A 15,102-nucleotide genomic window follows, 5' to 3' on the forward strand; every position below is an offset into this window, starting at 1 on the left:
GTGACGCAGCACCCCCCGACCGCGGACGAGCTGCTCCGTACGGTCACCGACACATTCGGCTCGGACACCCCGCCGAGCGAGGACGACAGCCTCATCGCCTGGGGCCTGGACTCGATCACGTTGATGAGGATCGCCGGCTCCTGGCGCAAGCAGGGCGTCAAGGTCAGCTTCGCCGAACTGGCCAAGGAACCCACCCTGCGCGCGTGGCGCGCCCTGCTCGCGTCCCGGGCCCCCGCCCCCGCCGAGCCGGCCGCCGAGGCCCCGGCCCCCGAGCCCGGCGAGCCCTTCCCGCTCGCCGTGATGCAGCACGCCTACTGGATCGGCCGCGGCGACGACACCACCCTCGGCTCCGTCGCCGCGCACCTGTACGTCGAGTTCGACGGCTCCGGCGTGGACCCTGACCGGCTCGACACGGCCGTACGGGCCCTGGTCCGGCGGCACGGCATGCTCCGCGCCCGCTTCGGCGACGACGGGCGGCAGCGGATCCTGCCCGAACTCACCCGCCCCGCCACGGCCGTCAACGACCTGCGGGCGCTCGACCCCGAGACGGCGGCGGCCAAGTTGGAGGACGTCCGGCACTCCTCCTCGCACGCCCGGCTCGACGTGGGGGCCGGGGAGGTGTTCTCCGTGCAGCTCTCCCTGCTGCCCGACGGCCGCAGCCGGCTGCACGTGGACGTCGACATGCTCGCCGCGGACGCCCTCAGCTACCGCGTCCTGCTCTCCGACCTCGCCCGGCTCTACCACAACCCCGACGCCGCGCTGCCGCCGATCCGCACCAGCTACCCGGCCTACCTGGCGGAGCGCGCGGAGGTGCGGCGGCTGAGCCGGGAGCAGGCGCGGGACTGGTGGCGGCGCCGGGTGCCGGAGTTGCCCAGCGCGCCCGACCTGCCGCTGGTGCCGGAGGCGGAGCGGGCCGACCCGACCCGGGTCACGCGGCGGCACCACTGGCTGCCGCCGGAGGAGAAGCGGCGCCTGGCCGCCCGGGCCCACCAGCACGGGCTGACGCCCGCGATGGCCGTCGCGACCGCCTTCTCCGAGGTGCTGGCCGCCTACAGCGGCCAGCCCCGCTTCCTGCTGAACGTCCCCATGTTCGACCGCCGCGGCTCCCACCCCGACACCGACCTGCTGGTGGGCGACTTCACCAGCTCGGTGCTGCTCGACGTCGACCTGGCCGAGCCCGCGACGTTCACCGAGCACGCCCGGCGCCTCCAGGACCGGATGCACACCGACGCCGCCCACGCCGACTACTCCGGTGTGGAGGTGCTGCGCGACCTGACCCGGCACCGCGGCGAACAGGTCCTCGCCCCCGTGGTGTTCACCAGCGCCCTCAACCTCGGGGAACTCTTCGACGCGGAGGTGCGCGACTCCTTCGGGCAGCCGGTGTGGATCATCTCGCAGGGCCCGCAGGTGCTGCTGGATGCCCAGGTGACCGAGGTCGACGGCGGACTGCTCGTCAACTGGGACGTACGGGAGGACGCCTTCCCCGCCGGACTGGTCGACGCGATGTTCGCCGCGTTCCACGGCCTCGTCACCCGGCTGGGCACCGAGGACGAGGTGTGGGACCGGCCGGTGCCCGCCCTGCTGCCCGCGGAGCAGTCGGCGGTCCGCGCGGCGGTGAACGCCACCGCCGCGCCGCGCAGCCACCGGCTCCTGCACGACGGCTTCTTCGCCCACGCGGCCGAGCGTCCCGAGGCGCCCGCGCTGCTGTGGGGCACCGAAGGCGCCCTCTCCTACGGCGAGTTGGCGGACCGGGCCCTGCGGTGCGCCGCCGCTCTGGCGGACCGGGGCGTGCGGCCGGGGGACACCGTCGCGGTCAGCCTGCCCAAGGGGCCCGACCAGATCACCGCCGTCCTAGGCGTACTGGCCGCGGGCGCCGCGTACGTCCCGGTCGGCGTCGAGCAGCCGCCCGCCCGCCGCGACCGCATCCGCGCCACCGCGGGCTTCCGCCTCACCCTCACCGACGGCCGTCCGGCCGAGGACGGCCTCCCGGTCCAGGAGGCGATCCGGCACGCCCCGCTGCCCGCACCCGTGCCGGTCGACGAGGAACAGGTCGCCTACGTCCTGTTCACCTCCGGCTCCACCGGGGAGCCCAAGGGCGTCGAGGTGCCGCACCGGGCCGCCATGAACACCATCGACGACCTCAACTCCCGTTTCGTCGTGGGCCCCTCGGACCGCTGCCTCGCGCTGTCCGCGCTGGACTTCGACCTCTCCGTCTACGACGTGTTCGGACTGCTGGGGGCGGGCGGCGCGGTGGTGCTGATCGACGAGGCCGACCGGCGCGAGGCCCGGCCGTGGGCGGAGCTGGTGCGCACGCACCGGGTGACGCTCGTCAACTGCGTACCGCCGCTGCTGGACATGCTGCTGCTCGCCACCGGACCCGGCGAACTGACCGGACTGCGCGCGGTGTTGCTGGGCGGGGACTGGGTGGGCACCGATCTGCCCGGACGGCTCGCCGCACGGGCGCCGGGCTGCCGGTTCGCCGGGCTCGGCGGCACCACCGAGACCGCGATCCACTCCACCGTGTGCGAGGTGCCGGACGCCCGGGTGCCCGCGCACTGGCGGGCCGTGCCGTACGGCACCCCGCTGCGCAACGTCCGCTGCCGGGTCGTCGACCCGCGCGGCCGGGACTGCCCGGACTGGGTGCCGGGGGAGCTGTGGATCGGCGGCGACGGCGTGGCGCTCGGCTACCGGGCCGATCCGGAGCGCACGGCCGAGAAGTTCACCGAGGCCGACGGCGTGCGCTGGTACCGCACCGGCGACCTCGCCCGCTGCTGGCCCGACGGCACGCTGGAGTTCCTCGGTCGGCGCGACCACCAGGTGAAGCTGCGCGGCTTCCGCATCGAACTCGGCGAGGTGGAGGCGGCGCTCGCCGGCCATCCGGCGGTACGGCGTGCCGTCGCCGGTCTCACTCGCGGCCCGGGCGTCCAGCTGGCGGCCGCGGTGGCCGCAGGGCAGGGGACGACCGGGGAGGCGCTGCGGGAGTGGGCGCGCTCGGTGCTGCCGCCCCACATGGTCCCGGCCCGGGTCGCGGTCGTCGAGGAGCTGCCGCTGACCGCCAACGGCAAACTCGACCGCCGCGCCGTCCAGGCGCTGTGGGAGACGCGGGAGCCGGGGGAGGGGGAGCAGCAGCCGCCCGGCAGCGCCCTGGAGACGGTGGTGTCCCGCGTCTGGGCCGAGGTCCTCGGCGTCGAACGGGTGGGTCTCGACGACGGGTTCTTCGCACTCGGCGGCGACTCGGTGCTCGCCACCGTGATCGTGAGCCGGCTGCGGGAGGCCCTCGACACCGCCGAGGTGTCGGTGCGGGCCCTGTTCGCCACCCTCACGGCGGGCGGCATGGCCAAACGGCTGGCCGCCGAGGAGCACACCCCGGGGCGGCTGGAGCAGGTCGCCGCCCTCCACCTGGAGATCGAGGGCATGTCGGCGGAGGAGGTCGACTCGGCCCTGCGCGACGGCTGACGGACGCCGGAGGGGCGGGGCGCGTGACGCACCCCGCCCCTCCGTCCCCCCTCGGGAGCCCCGGCCAGGACTACTTGTCCAGCTTGGCGAACCCGGTCTCCAGGTTGTCCAGCGCCCACGGGATGCCCAGCACGGACGGGCTGCGGAGCTGGCTGATGGTCGCCACGTCGGTCACGACGTAGCGGTCCTCCTTCACCGCGGACATGTTCTTCACCAGCGCGCTGGACTCGAAGGCCTTCTTCAACTGCGGCGTGGTGAACGCGATGACGACCAGGTCCGCGTCGAGCTTGTCGAGCTGCTCGAAGGACAACTCGCCGGTGGGACTGCCGCTGACCGTCTTGATGTTCTTCACGGACGGGGTGAGGCTCAGCCCGACCTCGCTCATCAGCTTCGCCGCGAAGTCCTCCTCCGAGGCGATGGTGAAGATCTTGGCCGGCGTGTTGCCCATGGACAGGCTGTAGGTCTTGCCCTCCAGCCCGGGGTGCTTCGACCTCACCTCGGCGATGCTGTCCTCGGTGTCCTTGATGGCCTTCGCGGCCTGCTCCTCCCGGCCGACGGCCTTCGCCACCACCTGGACGTGCTCCTGCCAGGTCTGCTTGCCCCACGCCGTCTCGTAGCCGATGGTCGGCGCCACCGCGGAGAGCTTCTGGTAGTTCTTCTCCAGGGTGAAGTCGGAGGTGGCCAGGATCAGATCGGGCCGGAGGGCGGCGACCTCCTCGAAGTCGACGCCGTTCATGGTGTCGAGGAGCTTGGTCTTCTTGGTGTCGACCCGGTCCTTCAGCCAGGGGTGGACGCCGTCGGCGGCGAAGGCGTCCTTGGAGACGGCGACCGGCGTGACCCCGAGGGCGTACAGCGCGTCGACGTCGTCCGTGCCGCCGTCGCCGATCACCACGATCCGCTCCGGTTCCTCGGTGATCTTCGTGCTGCCGAACTTGTGCTTGACGGTGACGGGGAAGGCGGACGAGCCCTTCGCGTCGCCGGAGGAGGAGTCGGAGGACGTGCTGGACTCGTCCTTGACGGAGCCGCAGGCTGCCAACCCGGCGGCCAGGGTGACGGTGAGAAGGGTGGTGAGGAGCTTTCTCGGCATGTGCGTCCCTTGTCGCCGGGTACAGGCAGGAGTCGTACGGCCGTCAGTAAAGCAAGGTAAGCCTTACCTCAGCAACGGTTTCCGGACAATCTCCGCCCGCTCGTGATGATGTGACGGAGCGTCAGTTATGGACGGGCCGTCAGATAGCCGCCCATGCTGCGGAAGTAGTCAGTCGCGGCGTACTCCGTGCCGTCGTCCGTGCGCAGCCGCCGGATGACGAGCCCCGGGCAGCGGCCGGTGTGCGCCTCGGGGCCGGCCACGATGACCACGCCGTCGCCCTCGCGGATGAAGATCCGCCCGGGCGTGCCCCCGTAGCGTCCCTCCGACACGGCGGCCGAGACGATCCTGAGCCGCTGTCCGCGGTGGAAGGTGTACGCGTTCGGATACGGGTCCGACTGGGCCCGCACGAGCCGTTCCAGGCGCTCGGCCGGCCAGCTCCAGTCGATGCGGCTGTCCTCCGGGGACCGCTTGTGGAAGAAGCTCGCCCTGGAGCGGTCCTGCGGCACCCACTGCCCGGCGTCCCGGCCCGTGGCGATGAGGTCGAGGGACTCGCGCACGATCGGGGCTATCAGGTCGACGGTCCGGTGGAACAGGTCGGTCGCGGTGTCGGCCGGCCCGACCGGCACCGCGCGCTGCACCAGGATGTCGCCGGCGTCGAGTTCGCCGTTCATGCGGTGCGCGGTGACGCCGACGCGTTCCTCGCCGTTGATCAGCGCCCAGATGATCGGGGAGAAGCCGGCGTAGGACGGCAGCAGCGAGTCGTGGATGTTGAGGGTGCCGTGCGGCGGGAGGTCGAACACCTCGGGGGGCAGCCAGGTGCGCCAGTTGTTGGCCACGATGAGGTCCGGCCGCGCCGCCCGCAGGGCGTCGAGGAGTTCGGGGTCGTCGGGACGGTTGCGCAGGAGGACGGGGACGTCGTGCTTCCCGGCGAGTTCGGCGACGGAGTCGTCCCAGATCTTCTCGTAGGCGTGGTCGCTCTTGGGGTGGGTGACGACGAGGGTGACCTCGTGGTCGGAGTCCAGCAGGGCCTGGAGCGTGCGGTGACCCCAGGTCTGATAGCCGAACATGGCGACGCGCATGCGGTTCTCCCTCTCCGGCGGCTCCATTGCAAGGTAAGGCTAACCTTATCTAACATGTGGCTGCCTGAGGGAGGCGATGCCACGGTGAACTCACCGCTCACGGGATCGGACACCACGGACACCACCTACGACGTCCTCGGAATCGGCTTCGGGCCGTCAAATCTCGCCCTGGCCATAGCGATCGAGGAACACAACGCGGGTGCCGCGCCGGAGCACCGGCTGAACGCCCTCTTCCTGGAACGCCAGCCGCGCTTCGGCTGGCACCGGGGCATGCTCATCGACGACGCCACGATGCAGGTGTCCTTCCTCAAGGACCTCGTCACCCTGCGCGACCCGGCCAGCGACTACAGCTTCCTGTGCTTCCTGCGCGAGCGCGGCCGGCTCGTCGACTTCCTGAACCAGAAGACGCTCTTCCCGCTGCGGGTCGAGTTCCACGAGTACTTCGAGTGGGCCGCCGCGCGGGTGCGGCATCTGGTGGCCTACGGCCGGGAGGTGACCGCCGTCGACCCGGTGCGCGACGCGTCGGGCACCGTGACCGGCTTCGACGTGGTCTGCGGCACCTCCGGGACGACGTACCGCGCCCGGGACCTGAGCGTCGCCGTCGGCCTGGAACCGCATGTGCCGCCCGGCGTCGAGCTGTCCGAACGCGTCTGGCACAACAGCCAGTTACTGCCCCGGGTCACCGAACTGCTCGACCGGCGCACGCCGGTGCGCCGGGCCGTCGTCCTGGGCGCCGGCCAGAGCGCCGCCGAGACGGTCGACTACCTGCACCGCTCCTTCCCCGAGGCCGAGGTCTGCGCGGTCTTCGCCAAGTACGGCTACACCCCGGCCGACGACAGCCCGTTCGCCAACCGCATCTTCGACCCGGAGGCGGTGGACGTGTACTTCACCGCGCCCTCCGAGGTGAAGCAGTCCCTCTTCGACTACCACCGCTCCACCAACTACTCCGTCGTCGACATGGACCTCATCGAGTCCCTGTACGCCACCTCCTACCAGGAGAAGGTCACCGGCCGGGAGCGGCTGCGCTTCCTCAACGTCTCCCGCATACGGGACGTCCGCACCCGCGCCGACGGCTCACTGGACATCGTCGTGGAGTTCCTCCCCACCGGGGAGCAACGGGTCCTGGAGGCCGACCTGCTCGTCCACGCGACCGGCTACCGCCCCCGGGACCTGACCACCCTGCTCGGCGAGGCGGCCAAGGTCTGCCTCCGCGACGACGAGGACGCGATCCGCGTCCGCCGCGACCACCGCGCGGAGACCGCCCCGGACGTGACGGCCGGCATCTACCTCCAGGGCGGCACGGAGCACACGCACGGCCTCACCTCGACGCTCCTGTCGACGACGGCGATCCGCGCGGGCGAGATCCACCGCTCCCTGCTGGACCGCCGAGCGGCGGCCGTGTGACCCCGTCTGCTGAACTGAGGGCATGACGCCCCTGTCCCGCCGAATCCTGCACGCACTCGACCGTTTCCACGCCGCCCGCCCCTGGGACCACAACGCCCACTTCCACCCCTGGATCCTGCGGCAACTCCCCACCCGGGTGGGGAGCGCCCTGGACGTGGGATGCGGCAGTGGCGACCTCGCCCGGCTGCTGGCCGCCCGGGCCGGGCGCGTGCACGGGATCGACGCCGACCCGGCGATCACGGCCCGGGCGAGGGAGTCGACGCCCCCGTCGGCCCCGGTGACGTACACGGTGGCCGACGCGCCGGCCGGGCTCCCGGACCACGCGTACGACGCCATCACCTGCGTCGCCGTGCTCCACCACCTGCCGTTCACCGAGGCCCTCACGGCCTTCCGCGACCGGCTGGCCCCCGGCGGCACCCTGGTGATCGTCGGCGTCCACCGTGCACAGTCACCCGTCGACCACCTGCTCGCCCTCGCGTCGGTCCCGCTCAACATCGTCATGGCGCTGCTGAAGAACCGGGGCCGCCGGGCGGCGCGCCCGGTCGCGATGAGCGCCCGCACCAGGCCAGCGGACATGACGTTCTCCGAGATCGTCCGCGAGGCGCGCGCCGTCCTGCCCGGCGCGCGTCTGCGTCGCCGTCTGTTATGGCGCTACACGCTGGTGTGGCACCGCCGTTGACCGGCCTGCGGGTCAGCTCGCGGCCCGGAAGGTGCGCAGCCGCAGCGAGTTGCCGACCACGAAGACCGAGGAGAAGGCCATGGCCGCCCCGGCGATCATCGGGGTGAGCAGGCCGGCCGCGGCCAGCGGCAGGGCCGCCACGTTGTAGGCGAAGGCCCAGAACAGGTTCGAGCGGATGGTGCCGAGGGTGCGGCGGGCGAGGCGGATGGCGTCCGCCGCGGCCCGCAGGTCGCCCCGGACCAGGGTCAGGTCGCCGGCCTCGATCGCGGCGTCCGTGCCCGTGCCCATGGCCAGACCGAGATCGGCCTGGGCGAGGGCCGCCGCGTCGTTGACACCGTCGCCGACCATCGCGACCGAACGGCCCCCTGCCTGGAGCCGCTTGACGACCTCGACCTTGTCCTGCGGGAGCACCTCGGCGATGACCTCCTCGATGCCCACCTCGCGGGCGACGGACTCGGCGACGGCCCTGTTGTCGCCGGTCAGCAGGATGGGCGTGAGGCCGAGCGCGCGCAGCCGCCCGACCGCCTCCGCGCTCGTCTCCTTCACCGCGTCGGCGACCTCCAGCACCGCGCGTGCCTCGCCGTCCCAGGCGACCGCGATGGCGGTGCGCCCGGCGTCCTCGGCCGCCGCCCCGGCCCGGGCCAGGGCCTTGGGCAGTTCCATGGCCCAGTCGGCCAGCAGCCTCTCCCGCCCGACGAGCACGGCGTGGCCCTCGACGACGCCCTGCACGCCCAGTCCGGGCACGTTGGCGAAGTCCTCGGGCGTGGGCAGCGTGCCCAGCTTCGCCAGGGCCCCGTCGGCAACGGCACGGGCGATCGGGTGCTCGGAGGAGTGCTCCAGCGCCCCCGCCAGCCGCAGCACGTCGGCCTCGTCGGTGCCGTCGGCGGTGTGCACGGCCAGCAGCGTCATCCGGCCGGTGGTGACGGTGCCGGTCTTGTCCAGGACGACCGTGTCGACCCGGCGCGTGGACTCCAGGACCTCCGGTCCCTTGATGAGGATGCCGAGCTGGGCGCCCCGCCCGGTGCCGACCATCAGCGCGGTCGGCGTCGCCAGGCCGAGGGCGCACGGGCAGGCGATGACGAGGACGGCGACTGCGGCGGTGAAGGCGGCCGTCAGACCGACGCCGTTGCCGAGCCAGAAGCCCAGCGTGCCCAGCGCCAGGGCGATCACCACCGGCACGAATACGGCCGAGATCCGGTCCGCGAGCCGCTGCGCGGCGGCCTTGCCGTTCTGCGCGTCCTCCACCAGCCGGGCCATCCGGGCCAGCTGGGTGTCGGCGCCGACCCGGGTGGCGCGCACGACGAGCCGCCCGCCGGCATTGATCGTGGCGCCGGTGACCGGGTCCCCCGTGCCGACCTCCACCGGCACGGACTCACCGGTGAGCATCGAGGCGTCGACGGCCGAGGACCCCTCGACGACCGTCCCGTCGGTGGCGATCTTCTCCCCGGGCCGGACCAGGAAACGGTCTCCGACCTTCAACTCCGCGACCGGCACGGTCTGTTCGCGGCCGTCGTCCCGCAGCACGGTGACGTCCTTGGCGCCCAGCTCCAGCAGCGCCCGCAGCGCCGCACCGGCCCTGCGCTTGGCGCGGGCCTCGAAGTACCGCCCGGCCAGGATGAAGGCGGTGACACCCGCCGCGGCCTCCAGGTAGATGTTCCCGGCGCCGTCCGTGCGCTCGATGGTCAGCTCGAAGGGATGCGTCATGCCCGGCGTGCCCGCGGTGCCGAAGAACAGCGCCCACAGCGACCACAGGAACGCGGCCGAGACGCCGACCGAGATCAGCGTGTCCATGGTGGCCGCGCCGTGCCGGGCGTTGATGAACGCCGCCTTGTGAAAGGGCCACGCCGCGTAGGTCACGACCGGCGCGGCCAGCGTGAGCGACAGCCACTGCCAGTACTCGAACTGGAGCGCCGGGATCATGGCCATGGCCACGACGGGAACGGCGAGCACGACGGCCGTGACCAACCGCTCGCGCAGCGGCCGCAGTTCGTCCGCCCCGGCGGCGGGTGCGCCGGGCTCCTCGGGAGGCGCGGGCTCCTGCGCGCTGTACCCGGTCGCCTCGACGGTGGCGATCAGGTCCCGCACGGAGACGTCGCCGGAGTAGCTGACCTTCGCCTTCTCCGTGGCGTAGTTGACCGTGGCGGTGACCCCGTCCATGCGGTTGAGCTTCTTCTCGATGCGCGCCGCGCAGGAGGCGCAGGTCATGCCGCCGATGGCGAGCTCCACCTCGGCACCGGTGCCGGTCGTCGTGCCCGTGCTCATGGCTCAGACCCTCCCGGTCAGTTCGTAGCCGGCCTCGTCGACGACCTCGGCGATCTCGGCGTCGTCGGGCTCGGCGGCACTCGTGACGGTCACACGGCCGGTGCCGAGATCGACCTCGACGCCGCGTACGCCGTCCAGCTCGCCGATGACCTTGGTCAGCGTCGCCTTGCAGTGGCCGCAGGACATTCCGGAGACGGCGTAGGTGGTGGCGGGCATCGGTGCCTCCTCAGGGATTCACGTATACGGGGAGGGGGTATCCCTCGCTGCATTCCTGTATACCCCCGAGGGGTATATGATGCAAGCGCGACAACAACTTGACTTGGTACCCCCCAGGGGTATGGTGAGCTGCATGGAGGACCCGCATCCGAGCGGGAGACCCGGTATCTGGAGGAGCCGACGGCCATGAACACCGGACTGAAGATCACCACTTTCACCGCCGTCCTGGCCGCGACGTTCGGCACGGCCTACGGCGTCGGCCAGGGCATGGGCCCCGTCGTCGCGGACAGCCCGCCGAAGCACGAGGACGAGCACACCCGGCCCTCACCGGCACCGCAGCCGGAGGAGGGCGGCGGCCACACCGGACACGACACGCCCCCGGCCGGCGGGCTCCAGGTCTCCGAGGACGGCTACACCCTCGACCTGAAGACCCCGAGCGTCACCGCCGGGCAGCGCACCGACCTGCGCTTCACCGTCCGGGACGGCAGCGGCCGCGCGGTCACCGCCTACCAGCGCGAACACGACAAGGAACTCCACCTGATCGTGGCCTCACGCGACCTGACCACCTACCGCCACCTGCACCCCACCCGCGCCGCCGACGGCACCTGGAGCACCCCCGTGGACCTGCCCCGCGCGGGCGGCTACCGCGTCTTCGCCGACTTCACCCCGGCGAAGAAGGACGCGAAGAACCTCACCCTCGGCGCGGACCTCGCCGCCTCCGGCCCCTACCGGCCCGAGGAACTGCCGCCGGCGAGCACCACGGCCGAGGTCAACGGCTACGAGGTGCGGCTGGCCGGCGCCCTGACCCCGGGCAAGGCGAGCGAACTGAACCTGAAGGTCTCCCGCGACGGCAAGCCCGTCACCAACCTCCAGCCCTACCTGGGCGCGTACGGCCACCTGGTCGCCCTGCGCTCCGGCGACCTCGCCTACCTGCACGTCCACCCGAACGGCGAACCCGGCGACGGCACCACCAAGCCCGGCCCGGACATCTCCTTCACGGCCACGGCACCCAGCGTCGGTTCCTACCGCCTGTTCCTCGACTTCCAGCACGACGGCAAGGTCCACACCGCGGCGTTCACGGTCCGGGCCGGGGGAGCCGCGGCCGGTTCCGGTACCCCTGAGGGGCATGCCGACGACGGCCACGGACACTGAGCCTCAGCCGAGGGCCCGGTCCAGGTTGAAGGCCGCGCTGATGAGCGCGAGGTGCGTGAACGCCTGCGGGAAGTTGCCCTGCTGCTCCCCGGTGTGGCTGATCTCCTCGGCGTACAGGCCGAGATGGTTGGCGTATGTCAGCATCTTCTCGAAGGCGAGGCGCGCCTCGTCGATCCGGCCCGCGTGCACCATGGCCTCGACGTACCAGAACGAGCAGATGGAGAACGTGCCCTCGTCGCCGCGCAGCCCGTCCGGGCTCGCCTGCGGGTCGTAGCGGTAGACCAGCGAGTCGGACACCAGCTCCTCGGTCAGGGCGTCCAGAGTCGACAGCCACTTCGGGTCGGTCGGGGCGATGAACTTCGTCAGCGGCATCATCAGCACGGCCGCGTCCAGCACGTCGCCGTCCTCGTGCTGGACGAAGGCCCGGCGCGCCTCGGACCAGCCCCGGCTCATGATCCGCCGGTAGATCGTGTCGCGGGACTCCCGCCAGCGCGGCAGGTCGGCGGGCAGTCCGCGCCGGTTCGCCATCCGGATGGCCCGCTCGATCGCCACCCAGCACATCAGCCGCGAGTACAGGAAGTTCTTGCGGCCGCCCCGGGTCTCCCAGATGCCCTCGTCGGGCTGGTCCCAGTGCGCGCACACCCACTCCACCAGGGCGCACACGTCGTCCCACTGGTCGCTGGAGATGGGCTTGGCCCACTTGTCGAACAGGTAGATGGAGTCGATCAGCGCACCGTAGATGTCGAGCTGGAGCTGATCGGCCGCGGCGTTGCCGACCCGGACGGGCGCGGAGCCGTCGTGGCCCTCCAGATGGTCGAGGGTCCGCTCGGGCAGCTCGGTGCGCCCGTCGATGCCGTACATGATCTGGAGCGGGCCGGAGGGCTTGCCGTCACCCGGGCTGATGTGCCGGGTCACGAAGTCCATGAACGCCTCGGCCTCGCCGGTGAAGCCCAGCCTGAGCAGGGCGTAGACGCAGAAGGCCGCGTCGCGCACCCACACGTACCGGTAGTCCCAGTTGCGTTCGCCGCCGAGCTGCTCGGGCAGGCTCGTCGTCGGCGCGGCCACGATCGCCCCGGTCGGCGCGTAGGTGAGCAGCTTCAGCGTCAGGGCCGAGCGGTGCACCATCTCCCGCCAGCGGCCCTTGTACCGGGACGCCGACAGCCAGCGCCGCCAGTACGCCACCGTCGCCGCGAACTGCTCCTCCGCCTCCGTGCGCGCGCACCGGCGGGGCCTGACGTCGCCGCCGACCTTGTCCAGCGCGAACACCGCCGACTCGCCCTCGGCGAGCTTGAAGTCCCCGCGCACGTCCGGCCCGTCGGTCTCCAGCGGCACGGTCGCGGTCAGCGCGAGCGCCATCCCGTCGGCCTCGAAGAGCGCCACCTCGCCGGTCAGCCGGACGGTGTGCGGCCGGGTGCCGTAGTCGAAGCGGGGAGCCACGCGCGTACGGAACGGGATCGAGCCGCGCACGCACACCACCCGCCGGATCAGCCGGTGCCGGTCGGCCTCGGCCGAGTCGCCGTCGACCGGCATGAAGTCCTGCACCTCGCCGACGCCGTCCTCGGTGAAGAACCGGGTGATCAGGACGTTGGTGTCGGGGAAGTAGAACTGCTTGGTCCGCGCCGGCACGGCCGCCGCCAGCTCGAAGCAGCCGCCGCGCTCCGCGTCCAGGATCGCGGCGAAGACGCTCGGCGCGTCGAAGGCCGGGCAGCAGTACCAGTCGATCGTGCCGTCGGTCCCCACCAGGGCCACACTGCGCAGGTCGCCGATGAGCCCGTGCTCGGCGATCGGCAGATACCGCCGGCCGTCCGCTGTTCCCCGCATGGCAGCCTCCCTGACCCGGCGGGCTCTCAGCCCCAGCTTAGGCGCGGGGACCAGCGAAGGGAGCGGGAACGCGGGTCACACCGTGAGGACCCGCAGCCCGGCCTCCTCGAACCGCCGTACCGTCTCCGCGCCGGCCGCCGCGTCCGTGACCAGCGTGTCCACCGCCTCGACCGCGCAGATCCGGGCGAACGCCCGCTGCCCCAGCTTGCTGGAGTCGGCGGCCACCACCACCCTTTCCGCCCGCTCGCACAGCAGCCGGTTGACGGCGGCCTCCGCCTCGTCGTGCGCCGCGGCGCCGTGCGTGACATCGAAGGCGACGACGCCGAGGACCGCCACGTCGACGGTGATCTGCCCGAGCACTGCGTCCGCGAGCGGCCCGACCAGCTCGTACGACTGGGCCCGGGCGACGCCGCCGGTCAGCACGATCTTGAACTGGGGCCGCACGGCCAGCTCGTTGGCGATGTTCAGCGCGTTCGTCACGACGGTCAGCGCGGGCGATCCGGAGGCCAGGTCGCCGCGCACCGCCAGGGCCCGCGCCACCTCCGTGGTGGTCGTGCCGCCGGTCAGCCCGACCGCCTCACCGGGCGCGACCAGATCCGCCACGGCCTTCGCGATGCGCTGCTTCTCGGAGGCGTGCCGGGCCGTCTTGTAGCGCAGCGGCAACTCGTACGACACGCCGTGCACCACCGCGCCGCCCCGGGTGCGCACCAGCATCTGCTGCTCGGCGAGCCGGTCGAAGTCCCGGCGGATCGTCGCCGCCGACACCCCGAGCTCCCCGGCCGCCTCCTCGACGTCCAGCCGGCCGCGCTCGACGAGCAGTTCCAGCAGCGCCTTCCAGCGGGCGTCGCGCGACATCCGCACCTCCACGTCTCGATCCCGGGCGACCCTAGCGCACCAGATCGCGCCCGATGCTTGATGATGCTCGAAAACTGGCGATATCTTGCAGGAACAATCAGATCGGAGGGTGCGGGATGACGCATGTCGAGGACGAGCTGACCAGCCAGCCCGAGTGCTGGGCACGCGCCGCGGCGGAGGCCGCGGGCCACGCGGAGGCGCTGCCGGCACCGGGGGAGCGGGTCGCGATCGTCGGCTGCGGCACCTCGTACTTCATGGCGCGGGCGGCCGCGGCCCTGCGCGAGGGCGCGGGCCAGGGCGAGACCGACGCGTTCGCCGCCTCCGAGTTCCCGCACGGCCGCGCCTACGACCGGGTCGTCGCCCTCACCCGCTCCGGCACCACGACCGAAGTCCTCGACCTCCTCGGCCGGTTGAAGGGCCGCACGCGGACCACCGCGATCACCGCCGACCCGGACACGCCCGTCATGACGGCCGCAGACGAGGTCGCCGTCCTCGACTTCGCGGACGAACGCTCCGTCGTCCAGACCCGGTTCGCCACCACGGCCCTCACCCTGCTCCGCGCCCACCTCGGCCTCCACCCCGACACCGCCGTCACCGACGCCCGCACCGCACTCACCGAGCCGCTGCCCGAAGGGCTGGTGGACTGCGCGCAGTTCACCTTCCTGGGGCGCGGCTGGACCGTCGGCCTGGCCGACGAGGCCGCGCTGAAGATGCGGGAGGCCGCGCTGGCCTGGGCGGAGGCCTACCCGGCGATGGAGTACCGGCACGGCCCGATCAGCGTCAGCACCCGGGGCACGGCGACCTGGATGCTCGGGGACGCGCCGGACGGACTCGCCGAACAGGTCCGCGACACCGGCGCGTTGTGGATCGCCGGGACCCTGGACCCGCTCGCCGAACTCGTCCGCGCCCAGCGCCTCGCGATCGCCGTCGCCGCGTCCCGCGGCCTGGACCCGGACCGCCCGCGCCACCTCACGCGCTCGGTGATCCTCGCGCCCTGATACGCGGGTGATCGCGCTTACCGCCCACGGCGACCGCGCTTCCCGCCCACGGGTCAGCGCGGCACCGCGCCCGACCGCTGATGACCGCCCCTC

11 protein-coding genes are annotated in these 15,102 nt (G+C 72.6%); 5 read left to right on the top strand and 6 right to left on the bottom strand.

Annotated elements, in window-relative coordinates; all coding sequences use genetic code 11:
* Entirely contained in the window at positions 1 to 3,456 is a 3,456-nt protein-coding gene (locus tag IE255_RS17745; RefSeq protein ID WP_190051235.1) for a non-ribosomal peptide synthetase, read from the top strand.
* A 70-nt stretch (positions 3,457 to 3,526) separates the two neighbouring features.
* Here the strand turns inward: IE255_RS17745 and IE255_RS17750 are convergent, their stop codons facing one another.
* Both IE255_RS17750 and IE255_RS17755 read right to left on the bottom strand, forming a co-directional pair.
* Positions 3,527 to 4,543 carry an iron-siderophore ABC transporter substrate-binding protein gene (locus tag IE255_RS17750; RefSeq protein ID WP_190051236.1) on the bottom strand — a complete coding sequence of 339 codons (1,017 nt, stop codon included), beginning with the start codon at positions 4,541 to 4,543 and terminating at the stop codon, positions 3,527 to 3,529.
* A 125-nt stretch (positions 4,544 to 4,668) separates the two neighbouring features.
* A complete protein-coding gene (locus IE255_RS17755) occupies positions 4,669 to 5,622 on the bottom strand; it encodes a methionyl-tRNA formyltransferase (RefSeq protein WP_190051237.1) in 954 nt (317 codons plus the stop codon).
* Positions 5,623 to 5,706: 84 nt separating this feature from the next.
* On the opposite strand from IE255_RS17755, the gene IE255_RS17760 reads away from it, so the two are divergent.
* A complete protein-coding gene (locus IE255_RS17760; protein WP_229906455.1) occupies positions 5,707 to 7,026 on the top strand; it encodes a lysine N(6)-hydroxylase/L-ornithine N(5)-oxygenase family protein in 1,320 nt (439 codons plus the stop codon).
* A 22-nt stretch (positions 7,027 to 7,048) separates the two neighbouring features.
* Entirely contained in the window at positions 7,049 to 7,705 is a 657-nt protein-coding gene (locus tag IE255_RS17765; protein ID WP_190051239.1) for a class I SAM-dependent methyltransferase, read from the top strand.
* A 12-nt stretch (positions 7,706 to 7,717) separates the two neighbouring features.
* On the opposite strand, the gene IE255_RS17770 is transcribed toward IE255_RS17765, so the two are convergent.
* Both IE255_RS17770 and IE255_RS17775 read right to left on the bottom strand, forming a co-directional pair.
* The gene (locus tag IE255_RS17770) at positions 7,718 to 9,967 is read right to left on the bottom strand and encodes a heavy metal translocating P-type ATPase (protein WP_190051240.1); all 2,250 of its coding nucleotides are present in this window, start codon (positions 9,965 to 9,967) and stop codon (positions 7,718 to 7,720) included.
* Positions 9,968 to 9,970: 3 nt separating this feature from the next.
* Positions 9,971 to 10,183, bottom strand: a complete 213-nt coding sequence (locus tag IE255_RS17775) for a heavy-metal-associated domain-containing protein (protein WP_190051241.1) — start codon at positions 10,181 to 10,183, stop codon at positions 9,971 to 9,973.
* A gap of 186 nt (positions 10,184 to 10,369) precedes the next feature.
* Here IE255_RS17775 and IE255_RS17780 point away from each other — a divergent pair, with 186 nt between their 5' ends.
* Positions 10,370 to 11,335: a DUF8832 domain-containing protein gene (locus IE255_RS17780; RefSeq protein WP_190051242.1), complete on the top strand. Its 966-nt coding sequence runs from the start codon at positions 10,370 to 10,372 to the stop codon at positions 11,333 to 11,335.
* A gap of 3 nt (positions 11,336 to 11,338) precedes the next feature.
* Here the strand turns inward: IE255_RS17780 and IE255_RS17785 are convergent, their stop codons facing one another.
* Positions 11,339 to 13,156: a glycoside hydrolase family 15 protein gene (locus tag IE255_RS17785; protein ID WP_190051243.1), complete on the bottom strand. Its 1,818-nt coding sequence runs from the start codon at positions 13,154 to 13,156 to the stop codon at positions 11,339 to 11,341.
* 75 nt (positions 13,157 to 13,231) lie between these two features.
* Positions 13,232 to 14,011 carry a DeoR/GlpR family DNA-binding transcription regulator gene (locus tag IE255_RS17790; protein WP_190051244.1) on the bottom strand — a complete coding sequence of 260 codons (780 nt, stop codon included), beginning with the start codon at positions 14,009 to 14,011 and terminating at the stop codon, positions 13,232 to 13,234.
* Between the two features lie 116 nt (positions 14,012 to 14,127).
* On the opposite strand from IE255_RS17790, the gene IE255_RS17795 reads away from it, so the two are divergent.
* A complete protein-coding gene (locus IE255_RS17795) occupies positions 14,128 to 15,009 on the top strand; it encodes an SIS domain-containing protein (protein WP_190051245.1) in 882 nt (293 codons plus the stop codon).
* The last annotated feature ends 93 nt before the right edge of the window (positions 15,010 to 15,102 follow it).

Source organism: Streptomyces lomondensis, assembly GCF_014651035.1.
Taxonomy (GTDB): Bacteria; Actinomycetota; Actinomycetes; order Streptomycetales; family Streptomycetaceae; genus Streptomyces; species Streptomyces lomondensis.